Consider the following 12,473-nt stretch of genomic DNA (forward strand, 5'->3'; position numbering starts at 1 on the left):
TGAGTTACAGGGAGACCGGAACTTCGGCCTCCGGGAGTTCGGGAGCCCGCGTGGCCCGCGCGTACACGGTCTCGCCTTCCTGCAGGCCGAGCGCCGCGCTGTCGCCGCGAGTCACCTGCGCGGAGAAGGGCTCACCGGTGGCCTCGTTACGCAGATCCACCCGCACCTCGAACCCCAGGTGCACCACTCGCTCGACGGTCGCCCGGGTGACGCCGAGCGATTCGGCCGTGCCGGCCTCCTGCGCGAGGGCGAGGTCGGGATCGCGGCCGAGGCGGATGTCGTGCGGTCGAACCAGCTGACCGTTGAGCTTGGCCACCGACCCGAGGAACGACATCACGAAATCGTTGTGGGGGCGGTCGTAGAGGTCCTCCGGTTCACCGATCTGCTCGATCCGGCCCTTGTTGAGGACCGCGATCCGGTCGGCGACGTCGAGCGCCTCCTCCTGGTCGTGGGTGACCAGCACGGTGGTCACGTGCACCTCGTCGTGCAACCGGCGCAGCCAGGTGCGCAGGTCCGTGCGGACCTTCGCGTCGAGCGCGCCGAACGGCTCGTCGAGGAGAAGCACCTTCGGGTCCACGGCCAGGGCCCGCGCGAGCGCCATCCGCTGACGCTGACCGCCCGACAGTTGCGCCGGATAACGGTGCTGGAAGCCGTCGAGGCCGACGATCTCGAGAAGCTCGTTGACCTTCTTGTCGATCTCCGGCTTGGGCCGCTTGCGGATCTTCAGGCCGAACGCGACGTTGTCGCGCACCGTCATGTGCTTGAACGCCGCGTAGTGCTGGAACACGAAGCCGATGTCCCGCTTCTGCGGGGAGATGTCGGTGACGTCGTTCCCGCCGATCACGACGGTGCCGGAGTCGAGGGACTCCAGTCCGGCGATGGATCGGAGCAGCGTCGACTTGCCCGAACCACTGGGCCCGAGGAGCGCGGTCAGCGAACCCGAGGGGATGTCGATCGTGACGTCGTCGAGAGCAGCAAAGGACCCGTAGTTCTTCCGGGCGCCGGTCACGGTAATCATGTGGTGCTCCTCTTGCGGTCGAGCAGAGTCATCAGAAGCAGGGTGATCAGCGCAATGCCCATCAGCAGGGTGGCTGCGGAGTACGCACCGAACGTGTTGTGGTCGTCGATGTAGCGCGAGTGCACGAGCAGGGTCAGGGTCTGCGACACACCGGGGAAGCCCGAGGACACCATGATCACCGCACCGAACTCGCCCAGCGAGCGGGCGACGGTCAGGACCACACCGTAGGTGAGGCCCCAGCGGATGGCGGGCAGTGTGATCAGCCAGAACGTCTGCCAGCGGCTCGCACCGAGCGTCGCGGCGGCCTGTTCCTGCTCCTCGCCGATCTCGTGCAGGACGGGCTCCACCTCCCGCACGACGAACGGCAACGTCACGAAGAGGGTGGCGATGACCATGCCGGGAAGCCCGAAGATCACCTTGAACCCCAGCGATTCGAGCCCGCCGAACCAGCCGTTGGCACCCCACAGCAGGATCAGCGACACGCCGACCACGATGGGCGAGACGGCGAACGGTAGGTCGACCACCGCCTGCACCAGGCCGCGGCCGGGGAAGCGGCCCCGGACCAGCGCGAGGGCGGTGACGATCCCGAACACCACGTTGACCGGGACGACGATGGCCACGATCAGCAGGGACAGGTTGAGTGCGGAGATCGCGGCGGGGGTGCTGATCGACTCGATGAAGGCGCCGATCCCGTTCTCGAACGTGCGGAACAGGATGATGACGATAGGCACCACCAGCAGGCCGAACAGATAGAGCAGCGCGACTGCGCGCAGGGTGATCCGGGTGGACCCAGAGAGCTTCATTCCGCCTGCTCCTCACGACGCTGCCCCCGGCTGGCGAAGACCCGGAGGGCGAACAACGTCACGAACGCGATGGCCAGGAGAGCCACCGACACGGCCGCCGCGGCGGCCGGCCGATCGATTTCGATCTGCTGTTGAATGTACTGGGAAGCGACCTGGGTCTCTCGGGGAATGTTTCCGCCGATCAGGACGACCGACCCGTACTCGCCGATCGCGCGGGCGAATGCGAGCCCCGCGCCGCTGACGATGGCCGGGGTCAGGGTGGGCAGCACGACGCTCCGGAAGATCGTCCAGTTGTCCGCGCCGAGCGAGGCCGCGGCCTCCTCGACTTCCCTGTCCACCTCGATCAGCACCGGCTGCACCGAGCGGACCACGAACGGCAGCGTCACGAATGCCAATGCAACGATCAGACCGGGCTGCGTCGCGTTGAGGTGGACCCCGATCGGGCTCTCCGGGCCGTACAGCGACAGCAGCACGATGCTGGCCACGATGGTCGGCAACGCGAACGGCAGGTCGATCAGTGCGTTGACGGCCCGCTTGCCGGGGAATTCGTCGCGCACCAGCACCCACGCGATGAGCGTGCCCATGATCACGTTGATCACGGCCACCACCACCGACACCACGACGGTGACGCGCAGGGACGCCACCGCCACGGGTGAGGTGATCGCGTCCACGAAGCCGCCGATTCCGTCGCCGAACGAGGCGACGGTGAGCGCGGCGAGTGGCAGGACCACGATGATGCTCAGCCAGAGCGTCGCGATGCCGATGCCGAGCGGTCCCACCGCACCGGTGACCCGGGCGACCTTCTTGCGCGTAGGCGGAACGGGCGGAGGCGGCACCGTGATGCCGCGTCCGCCCGTCGCCGTCGTCGTGTCGCTCACGTCGGTCTTACTTGGTTGCGTTGTCGTAGATCACTGCGATGGACCCGGTGTCCTTGGCGAACACCTCGGAGTCGACCTTGGACCAGCCGCCGAGATCGGCGATCGTCCACAGCTTGGCCGGTTCGGGGAACTTGTCGGCGAACTCCGTGGCCACCGCGGGATCGACCGGGCGGAATCCGGCCTCGCCCCACAGCTTCTGGCCCTCGGTGGTGTAGAGGAAGTCCTTGAACGCGTTGGCCTTCTCCAGGTTCTTGCTGTTCGAGAGCACCGCGACCGGGTTCTCGATCTTGAACGTGGTCGGCGGGGTCACGTGCTCGACGGGGTCACCGTTGCCCTCGATGAACAGCGCCTCGTTCTCGTAGCTGAGCAGCACGTCACCGGTGCCCTGCAGGAACGCCTCCGACGCCTCGCGGCCCGACTTCGGCTGAATCTTCACGTGGTCGTTCACCAGCGAGGTGATGTAGGCCAGACCGGCGTCCGGGTCCTGACCGCCGTTGCTCTTCGCCGCGTACGGTGCGAGCAGGTTCCACTTTGCGGATCCGGAGCTGAACGGGTTGGGGGTCACGACCTCGACGCCGGGACGCAACAGGTCGTCCCAGTCGCGGATGTTCTTCGGGTTGCCCTCGCGCACGACGATGGTGACGACCGAACCGAACGGAATCCCGTTGTAGGCGTCCTGGTTCCAGCTCTTGTCCACCAGGCCGGCGTCGACGAGGCGGGTGATGTCGGGTTCGACCGAGAAGTTGACGAAGTCGGCCTCGGCGCCGTCCTTGACCTTGCGGGACTGGTCACCGGAGGCACCGTAGGACGGCTGGAAGGCCACGCCCTTGCCCTCGTCGGTGGCGTTGAACGCGGGGATCAGCTTGTCGAATCCCGGCTTCGGCACGGCGTACGCGTACAGGTTGATGGTGCCCGCGCTGCCGTCGGCACCGGCCGAGTCGCCGCCGGCGGTGTCGCTGGCGCCTCCGCTGCACGCGGTCAGCGCCACAGCTCCGAGCGTCACGAGGGCCGTGAGAAGACTACGAGAACGGCGTTTCATGGGAGAAACCTTCCTGGGGATCTGTCGCAGAGGGGTGGTGCGAAAAACGTGGGAGGTGGTGCGGGAGGAAGAACGCAGGGATCGCCCGAGCGGAATCAGGAATGCGAACGAAAATCAGCAGCGCGAGACCGGTCGAGCGTGCACGGTGTCACCCGCGCGCATTTCTGTGTGCGAGGAGAAATCAACAACAGTCGATGTCGGCGACTGCGAGCATGCCGACAGCGATCAACGCCAATTCATGGCGGACCTGGTGTACAGCGGCTTCAGACACGCCGTGGACTGTAGCAGAGGCTGAACCAACCGCCCACATCGAACGGGATTTACCGGGTGAGCAGCCAGGCGACGATGACGAGGACGAGCAGCGCGAGCAGCGCGAGTGTGACGCGTGAGCGCGGCATCAGGGTTCCTCCACCTTCGAGACATCCCGCCTGAGCAGGACGAAGACTGCGGCCAGGCCACGATCGAGCAGCCACGCCAGTCCCCGGCACACCGGCACCATCACCAGCAGCACGAGGGCGACCTGCGGAACGAACGGGAGCCCGGCGATCCACAGCTCGAAGCCGTCCCACCAACTCGCCATCCGGTCCACCGTGCCACCCTATCGTTCGCCGGCACGTGGTCGGCGCACAGGTGGACGCCGCGACGACGACGGCCGATGATGAGCAGATGGTGTCTCTCGATGCGCACTCGGACGACCAGCCTCGCTCTGCCGCGCATCGCCACCGTCGCGCGTTTCCGCCGATCGACGATTACGCATTCCTGTCGGACTGCGAGACCACGTGCCTGATCGCCCGGAACGGGGCGGTCGAGTGGATGTGCATCCCCCGGCCCGACTCCCCCAGCGTCTTCGGCGCCATCCTCGACCGCAGCGCCGGCCACTTCCGGATCGCACCGTACGGGCAGAACGTGCCCGCCGCCCGCCGCTACCTGCCGGGCGGACTGATCGTCGAAACGACGTGGCAGACCGAAACGGGGTGGCTCATCGTCCGCGACGCACTCGTGCTCGGCCCGTGGCACAACGTGGAGCAGCGGTCCCGCTCCCATCGCCGCACCCCCACGGACTGGGATGCCGAACACGTCCTGCTGCGGACCGTCAAATGCGTGAACGGCACCGTGGATCTCGAGATGAGCTGCGAGCCCGCGTTCGACTACCACCGCGGCGACGCGGTGTGGGAGTACACGGGCAAGGTCTACGAGGAAGCCACCGCCACCTGCAAGTCGAGTGGTGCGGGCGACCACCCCACACTCCGGCTGACCAGCAACATGAAGCTCGGGCTGGAAGGGCGCGAGGCCCGGGCCCGGACCCGGATGGTCGCGGACGACAACGTGTTCGTCGCACTGTCCTGGTCGCACATGCCTGCACCGCAGACCTATGACGAGGCTGCCGAGAAGATGTGGCAGACGGCGAAGTTCTGGCGGGAATGGATCACGACCGGCCGCTTCCCCGACCACAAGTGGCGTGGCTACCTGCAGCGCAGCGCCCTGGCGCTGAAGGGGTTGGCGTACGCCCCCACCGGCGCGCTGCTCGCCGCGTCGACCACGTCGCTTCCGGAAACCCCCGGGGGTGAACGAAATTGGGACTACCGCTACGCATGGGTGCGCGATTCGACATTCGCACTGTGGGGGCTGTACAGCCTCGGACTCGACCGGGAGGCCGACGACTTCTTCGCGTTCCTCTACGACGTGTCCAGTGCCGACGACGGCAAGTACCGGCCGCTGCAGGTGATGTACGGCGTCGGCGGCGAGCGGACCCTCGTCGAGGAGGAGCTGCCGCACCTGTCCGGCTATGACGGCGCGCGTCCGGTGCGGATCGGAAACGGTGCGTACGACCAGGACCAGCACGACATCTGGGGAACGATCCTCGATTCCGTGTACCTGCACGTGCGATCGCGCGAGCGGGTGCCGGAGACGCTGTGGCCGATGCTCAAACGTCAGGTCGAGGAGGCGATCGAGCACTGGCAGCTCCCCGACCGCGGCATCTGGGAGGTGCGCGGCGAGCCGCAGCACTTCACGTCGTCGAAGATCATGTGCTGGGTGGCGCTCGACCGGGGCGCGAAACTCGCCGAGCAGCAGGGGGAGACGAGTTACGCGGACCGGTGGGCCGACCTCGCCGACGAGATCAAGGCCGACATTCTCGAGCACGGCGTCGACGCACGCGGAGTCCTCACCCAGCGATACGGCAGCGACGAGCTCGACGCCTCACTCCTCCTCGCTCCGCTCTTGCGGTTCCTGCCCTCGGACGACCCGCGCATCCGCGCCACCGTGCTCGCCATTGCGGACGAGCTGACCGAGGGCGGGCTGGTGCTGCGTTACCGGGTGGAGACCACGGACGACGGGCTCACGGGCAAGGAGGGCACGTTCACGATCTGTTCGTTCTGGCTCGTGTCGGCGCTCGTGGAGATCGGCGAACTCGACCGCGCGAAGCGCCTGTGCGAGCGGCTCCTCGGGTTCGCCAGCCCCCTCGAGTTGTACGCGGAGGAGATCGATCCCGAGTCGGGTCGGCACCTGGGTAACTTCCCGCAGGCGTTCACCCATCTGGCGTTGATCAACGCGGTCGTCCACGTCATCCGCGCCGAGGAGGCCGCGGCGAGCGGCTTCCACCCTGCCCACTACACGGTGTGATCCGGCCGAGGAACTGCGACTCCGGACTACTCCGCGAAACGGTGCAGCAACCGCTCCGCGTCGGCGGCGATCTGCCGCACCACGACACCCGCCGGCCGCTCCGATGTGACGAGACCCGCCGCCTCCCCGGCGTACACGACACCGAGGTCGGGATTCGCGGGGTCGTAGGCGGTGGCGAGTTCGGTGTCGGAGGCGTGCACACCGTGCCAGCGGGACGTGAACGCGTTGCTCAGGGCCCGGCCGCCCCACCGGGCCGGCCACGGCTGGCTGCGCGCCTGGTCGAACACCGACGTGTACACGGTGTCCGCGCTGCCCGCCGCGATCAGCCTGCCGCGGGCGTACTCCGGTCCGATGGTCTCGGGGCTGGCCAGCAGCGCGGTCCCGATCATGGCGCCCTCCGCGCCGGCGGCGAGAACGGCGGCGAGACCGCGGCCGGTCGCGATGCCGCCCGCGGCCAGCACGGGCAGCGCGGTGGCGTCCAGGATCTCCTGCAGCAGGGGCAGCGTCCCGATCCGGCCGGTGTGGCCGCCCGCCTCGCCGCCCTGGGCGATGACGAAGTCGACGCCCGCCGCCTCCACGACCCGCAGATCGTCGATCGTGTTCACCTGCGACACCACGAGCGCCTCGGTAGCGTGCACCCGCTCCACATAGGGCGCGGGATCGCCGAACGACAGCGACACGATCCGCGGGTTCTCGGCCAGCGCGGCGTCGAGCAGAGCGTCGTCGTCGTCGAGCGCCCAGGTCATCAACCCGATGCCGAAGGCGTCGCCGCCGATGCTCCGCGCGACCGCCGTCTCCTTCGCCACCCACTCCGGGGTGGCGTAGCGCGCCGCGCCGAGCAGGCCGAGCCCGCCCGCCTTCGACACCTCGCCGACGAGGGCCCCGCCGGCCCGTCCGCCCATCGGGGCGCCGAAGATCGGCACCTCGATTCCCAGTGTCCGGGTGAGCCAGGTTTCGAGGGCCACGTGCCGCACCTACTTTCGATCAGTCGTCGACGGAGCAGAACAACCGAGCGGTCGCGCGCTACTTCTTCGGCTTGTCCCCGACCGATTCGGACGACAACGCGGCCACGAAGGCTTCCTGCGGAACCTCGACCCGGCCGATCGTCTTCATCCGCTTCTTGCCTTCCTTCTGCTTCTCGAGCAGCTTGCGCTTACGGCTGATGTCGCCGCCGTAGCACTTGGCGAGCACGTCCTTGCGGATCGCGCGGATGTTCTCACGCGAGATGATCTTCGAGCCGATCGCCGCCTGGATCGGCACCTCGAACTGCTGCCGGGGAATCAGCTCACGCAGCTTCGACGTCATCCGCCCGCCGTACGCGCCGGCCGCAGATCGGTGCACGATCGAGGAGAACGCGTCGACGGCCTCACCCTGCAGCAGGATGTCCACCTTCACCAGATCGGCCTGCTGCTCGCCTGACTCCTCGTAGTCGAGGCTGGCGTATCCCTTGGTCCGCGACTTCAGGGCGTCGAAGAAGTCGAACATGATCTCGCCCATGGGCATCTCGTAGCGCAGCTCGACCCGGGTTTCGGACAGGTAGTCCATGCCGCCGAGTTCGCCGCGCCGGTTCTGGCAGAGCTCCATGATCGCGCCGATGAACTCGCTCGGCGCGATGATGGTGCACTTCACCATCGGCTCGTAGACCTCGCGGATCTTGCCCTCCGGCCAGTACGACGGGTTGGTGACGACGTGCTCGGAGCCGTCCTCCATCACCACCCGGTACACCACGTTCGGCGACGTCGAGATCAGTTCGAGCCCGAATTCGCGCTCGAGGCGGTCGCGGGTGATCTCCATGTGCAGCAGTCCGAGGAATCCGCAGCGGAACCCGAATCCGAGCGCTACCGACGTCTCCGGCTCGTAGGCCAGGGCGGCGTCGTTGAGACGCAACTTGTCCAGGGCGTCGCGCAGCACCGGGTAGTCCGAACCGTCGAGCGGGTAGAGGCCGGAGTAGACCATCGGCTTGGGGTCGCGGTATCCCACGAGGGGTTCGGTTGCACCGCCGCGCGCCGCGGTGACCGTGTCGCCGACTCGCGACTGCCGGACGTCCTTCACACCGGTGATGAGGTACCCCACCTCGCCGACGCCGAGGCCGATACTGGCCTTCGGTTCGGGCGAGATGATGCCGACCTCGATCAGATCGTGGGTGGTGCCCGTCGACATCATGGTGATCTTCTCGCGCGGCGAGATCCGGCCGTCCACGACGCGCACGTAGGTGACGACGCCGCGGTAGGCGTCGTACACCGAGTCGAAGATCATGGCGCGCGCCGGACCGTCCGGGTCGCCGACGGGGGCGGGGACCTGCCGCACGACCTCGTCGAGCAGTTCCTTCACCCCGATGCCGGTCTTGCCGGACACGCGCAGCACGTCACCCGGCTCGCACCCCGTGATGTGTGCGATCTCCTCGGCGTATCGGTCCGGGTCGGCGGCGGGCAGGTCGATCTTGTTGAGCACCGGGATGATGGTGAGGTCCTTCTCCATCGCCAGGTACAGGTTGGCGAGCGTCTGGGCCTCGATGCCCTGCGCGGCATCCACCAGCAGGACCGCACCCTCGCAGGCCTCGAGTGCGCGGGAGACCTCGTACGTGAAGTCGACGTGCCCGGGGGTGTCGATGAGGTGGATGACGAACTCCTCGTCGCCCACCTTCCACGGCAGCCGGACGTTCTGCGCCTTGATCGTGATGCCGCGCTCGCGCTCGATGTCCATGCGGTCGAGGTACTGGGCGCGCATCTGCCGCTCCTCGACCACACCGGTGAGCTGAAGCATGCGGTCGGCCAGGGTCGACTTGCCGTGATCGATGTGCGCGATGATGCAGAAATTCCGGATCCGGGCAGGATCCGTGAACGTCTTGTCGGCGAAGCTGCTGATGGGGGACCCCTTACCTGGACCGGCACCGGCCCGGTTCCGGGCCACTGTCACCTGTCAGGATATCCAAGCCACCGCGTTGCGGCTGCCGCGGCATACACGCACTAAGCTCGGCGGCCATGGCGAGCACGTGGAGCAGCATCGGGAAGACGTTGGGCCGACTTGCACGGGACAAGGGCCCGCAGCTGATCCAGGCGCTGCAGAAGTCCGGCGCGCTGGACCGCGCGGCCGGTGTCCTGACCGGGTCGACGGCCTCCGCGCCGAAGCCGGCCCCGGGCCGACCGGTCACCGCGAATTCCGCCCCGACCGCCCATCGGGCCCGGAAGGTGGAGTACTCCCCCGACCTGGACGGTCGCGCGGATCCGGGCGAAATCGTCTGGACGTGGGTGGCGTACGAGGAGGATCCGAGCCAGGGCAAGGACCGGCCCGTGCTCGTCGTCGGACGTGACGGCGACACCCTGCTCGGGTTGATGCTGTCCTCGCAGAGCAAGCACGACGGCGACCGGGACTGGATCGCGGTCGGCTCGGGGGCGTGGGATGCGGAGGGCCGTCCGAGCTGGATCCGGCTGGACCGGGTGCTGGACGTGCCGGAGGCGGGGATCCGCCGCGAGGGCGCCGTGATGGCCCGGGACAAGTTCGAGATCGTGGCGCGGCGACTGCGGGCGGACTTCAGCTGGCAGTGACGCCGTCACCGGCGCAGATCGTCGGCGATCATCTCGGCGATCGCGGTCATCGCGAGCGCGTTGGGATGCGCCGGTTCCGCGGGTGACTGCGGCAGGATGCCCTCGAACCACCGCTGCCCCGCCGGCGCGCAGGCGTCGTGCCCACCGTCCACGGCGGCCTTCGCGATGTCGATGTAGTGCACGCCGTATCTGGCCGCGGCGTCGACGTAGATCTGGTTGAAGCGGGCGAAGTATCGCTCGAGCCAGACCGCGTCCGCGTCGGACACGGGCAGGTTCGGCCAGCAGCCACGCCGTCCGACGGAACCGCCGTGCCCGATCAGATAGACCTCGGCGTTCGGTGCCTTCGCGACGATCGCGGCCACCACGGCGTCGACCTGGGGCGCCATCGTCGCGATCCCCTCGACCGCCAGTCGCTCCGCCCGTGGGTTGTCGCGGCAACCGGCATCCGCGCCGGGAAGGACAGCGGCGCAGCGCACCGACACGGGCAGGTGATTGGAACCGCCCCCGCCGATGCTGAGCGTCACGACGTCGGTGTCCGGACGGAGCGCCTCGATCTGCGGCGGAGCGACCCTCGTCCCCACGAACTGCGGGGTGCTGATCACGTGGGCGGGTTTCGCGGCGGAGCAGGTGACGTCGGTGACGGTGGCCGCGCCGATCAGCCGCGCCAGCTTCGCCGGGTAGTTCAGGTCCGGTGATCGCAGGCACAGGTCGCCGTGCTCGGTGAATTCGATGAGCGGCCCGGCCGCCCGGGAGTCGCCGAGGGCCACGTAGGCCGGTCCCGGCCGCGGTGCGTCCTCGGCGGTCGCGGTCGCGGGGACCGCCCCGGTGAGCGCGAGAACGACGCACGCGAGAAGTGCGGCTCGCAGGTCGCGCCGGGCCGGGACGGGTCGGCCGGGCGTCAGCTCTGCAGTCGGTCGTACCGGCCGAACAGCGACCGGTAGACCAGCGCTCCTACCGCGCCGCCGATCAACGGGAACACGATGAACAGCCACACCTGGGCGAGCGCGCCGTTCTGGTAGGGCGCGACGGCGAGGCTGCGGGCGGGGTTGACGGACGTGTTGTCGATCGGGATCGACACGAGGTGGATCACGGCGAGCGTGAAACCGATGGAGACACCGGCGAGGGGGACGTCGGAGATCTGGTCGGTGGAGGCGAGGACCACGAACACGAGCAGCGCGGTGAGCAGGACTTCGACGATCATCGCCGCGCCGATGCCGTAACCGTTCTCGATGACCCCGCCGAGCGGTCCCTTGATGGCGGACGGGCTGTGGGCGCCCCAGCCGTTGGCGCCGAGACCGTCGTCGGCCCGGTTGTACGAGGGCAGGCTCTGCGCGATCGCGTACACCACCACACCGGCGACGAGACCGCCGATGACCTGGGCGACGACGTACAACCCCGCCTTCACGACGGACAACCGGCCGAGAGCGAGGTGTCCGACCGTGACGGCCGGGTTGACGTGGCAGCCCGAGATGGGGCCGATGGCGTAGACGAGGAAGAGGAGCGTCAGTCCGAATGCCAGTGCCACACCGAGGTTCCCGACCTTGGCTCCGGCGAAGACCGCCGTACCCACCGCCGCGAAGACCAGTACGAACGTTCCGACCGCCTCAGCTACGTATTTCTTGAGATCCGAGATCGGTTCGACTTCTACGTATTCCTGTGCGGTTGGAGACATTGAACCCACCTTCGTCGAAATGGATCGTTAGTCCTGCTTTCCACAGATAGATCTGGCTGGCACTTTACGCCAGGCGTGTGATCTCCACGACGACTTCGAGATCTGTCGCGCGGCCCCCGGAGAAGATGCCCTTGAGCGGTGGAACGTCCGCGTAGTCCCGTCCGATACCCACCGACACGTGCTGTTCGTTCACCGCGACGGCGTTGGTGGGGTCGTATCCCCACCACGCACCGGTCCACGCCTCGACCCACGCGTGACTCTCCCCCGCCACCGTGTCGTCCACCGCCGCATCGGGTTTCGGGTGCAGATAGCCGGATACGTAGCGACTCGGAATTCCCATGCTGCGCAGAAGAACCAGCGTCAGGTGCGCGTAGTCCTGGCACACACCCTGCCGTTCGGCCCAGGCGTCGACCGCGGACGTGTGGACGCCCGTCGTGCCCGGAACGTAATCCATCTCCCGATGCACCCAGTCCGCCGCCGCGACAACGGCTTCGTCGGGGGTGCGGCCCTTGCGGAGGTCTCGGGCGATGGTGTCGAGCTTGCGGCTGCGCGGCACGAACGTGGTGTTGCTCAGCTGTTCGTTGAACCGGTCGGTGAGCGGAGGGCTGGCCAGCTCGTCCCAGTCCACCTTCTCCTCCGGCTCCCAGAACGGTTCGGTCTCGACCACGGACAGCCCGGTGACTTCGAGTTCCTTGTGCGGCGCATGGAGATCGAACGCGGTGACGGCGGTGCCCCAATAGTCGGTGTAGCGGTACGACCGCGTCGCCGGCGTCGTCTCCACCCGGTTCAGGATCACCGTCTGCCTGCTGTCACCGCGAGGGGTGAGTCGCGCCTCGTTGTACGAGGACGTGACCGGTGCGTCGTAGGCATACCCCGTGGTGTGCACGACTCTCATA

The 12,473-nt window shown here is 68.0% G+C and carries 13 protein-coding genes; 2 read left to right on the forward strand and 11 right to left on the reverse strand.

Annotated features, from left to right (window positions below):
* Positions 1-4: 4 nt before the first annotated feature.
* From PSR88_RS06435 to PSR88_RS06460, 6 genes are all read right to left on the reverse strand, one after another.
* Positions 5-1,018 carry a sulfate/molybdate ABC transporter ATP-binding protein gene (locus tag PSR88_RS06435; protein ID WP_009473975.1) on the reverse strand — a complete coding sequence of 338 codons (1,014 nt, stop codon included), beginning with the start codon at positions 1,016-1,018 and terminating at the stop codon, positions 5-7.
* Positions 1,015-1,821 carry a sulfate ABC transporter permease subunit CysW gene (cysW, locus tag PSR88_RS06440; protein ID WP_009473976.1) on the reverse strand — a complete coding sequence of 269 codons (807 nt, stop codon included), beginning with the start codon at positions 1,819-1,821 and terminating at the stop codon, positions 1,015-1,017. The genes PSR88_RS06435 and cysW overlap by 4 nt, the downstream gene beginning before the upstream one ends.
* Positions 1,818-2,699, reverse strand: a complete 882-nt coding sequence (gene cysT / locus PSR88_RS06445) for a sulfate ABC transporter permease subunit CysT (RefSeq protein WP_009473977.1) — start codon at positions 2,697-2,699, stop codon at positions 1,818-1,820. Before cysT ends, cysW begins: the two co-directional genes overlap by 4 nt.
* A 7-nt stretch (positions 2,700-2,706) precedes the next feature.
* Positions 2,707-3,738, reverse strand: coding sequence for a sulfate ABC transporter substrate-binding protein (locus tag PSR88_RS06450; RefSeq protein ID WP_009473978.1), 1,032 nt, complete (start codon positions 3,736-3,738; stop codon positions 2,707-2,709).
* 181 nt (positions 3,739-3,919) lie between these two features.
* On the reverse strand, positions 3,920-4,048 hold the full coding sequence (locus PSR88_RS06455) for an Ms4533A family Cys-rich leader peptide (RefSeq protein WP_368681004.1): 129 nt from the start codon (positions 4,046-4,048) through the stop codon (positions 3,920-3,922).
* 87 nt (positions 4,049-4,135) lie between these two features.
* Positions 4,136-4,318, reverse strand: a complete 183-nt coding sequence (locus PSR88_RS06460) for a hypothetical protein (RefSeq protein WP_005247996.1) — start codon at positions 4,316-4,318, stop codon at positions 4,136-4,138.
* Between the two features lie 86 nt (positions 4,319-4,404).
* On the opposite strand from PSR88_RS06460, the gene PSR88_RS06465 reads away from it, so the two are divergent.
* On the forward strand, positions 4,405-6,360 hold the full coding sequence (locus tag PSR88_RS06465; RefSeq protein WP_011594347.1) for a glycoside hydrolase family 15 protein: 1,956 nt from the start codon (positions 4,405-4,407) through the stop codon (positions 6,358-6,360).
* A 26-nt stretch (positions 6,361-6,386) separates the two neighbouring features.
* On the opposite strand, the gene PSR88_RS06470 is transcribed toward PSR88_RS06465, so the two are convergent.
* Together PSR88_RS06470 and lepA are read right to left on the reverse strand one after the other, a co-directional pair.
* A complete protein-coding gene (locus PSR88_RS06470; protein WP_016879964.1) occupies positions 6,387-7,325 on the reverse strand; it encodes an NAD(P)H-dependent flavin oxidoreductase in 939 nt (312 codons plus the stop codon).
* Positions 7,326-7,383: 58 nt separating this feature from the next.
* A complete protein-coding gene (gene lepA, locus PSR88_RS06475) occupies positions 7,384-9,276 on the reverse strand; it encodes a translation elongation factor 4 (RefSeq protein WP_011594349.1) in 1,893 nt (630 codons plus the stop codon).
* 65 nt (positions 9,277-9,341) lie between these two features.
* On the opposite strand from lepA, the gene PSR88_RS06480 reads away from it, so the two are divergent.
* Positions 9,342-9,905, forward strand: coding sequence for a type II toxin-antitoxin system PemK/MazF family toxin (locus PSR88_RS06480; RefSeq protein WP_020476709.1), 564 nt, complete (start codon positions 9,342-9,344; stop codon positions 9,903-9,905).
* 5 nt (positions 9,906-9,910) lie between these two features.
* Here PSR88_RS06480 and PSR88_RS06485 read toward each other — a convergent pair whose 3' ends face one another.
* The 3 genes from PSR88_RS06485 to PSR88_RS06495 all read right to left on the reverse strand — a co-directional run bounded on the left by PSR88_RS06485 (position 9,911) and on the right by PSR88_RS06495 (position 12,472).
* Positions 9,911-10,672, reverse strand: coding sequence for an SGNH/GDSL hydrolase family protein (locus tag PSR88_RS06485; protein WP_016879963.1), 762 nt, complete (start codon positions 10,670-10,672; stop codon positions 9,911-9,913).
* A gap of 131 nt (positions 10,673-10,803) precedes the next feature.
* Positions 10,804-11,577 carry an aquaporin gene (locus PSR88_RS06490; RefSeq protein ID WP_011594352.1) on the reverse strand — a complete coding sequence of 258 codons (774 nt, stop codon included), beginning with the start codon at positions 11,575-11,577 and terminating at the stop codon, positions 10,804-10,806.
* Between the two features lie 64 nt (positions 11,578-11,641).
* Positions 11,642-12,472: a transglutaminase domain-containing protein gene (locus PSR88_RS06495; protein ID WP_011594353.1), complete on the reverse strand. Its 831-nt coding sequence runs from the start codon at positions 12,470-12,472 to the stop codon at positions 11,642-11,644.
* Position 12,473: the final 1 nt, after the last annotated feature.

This window comes from Rhodococcus sp. DK176 (assembly GCF_038447315.2).
GTDB lineage: Bacteria > Actinomycetota > Actinomycetes > Mycobacteriales > Mycobacteriaceae > Rhodococcus_F > Rhodococcus_F jostii_A.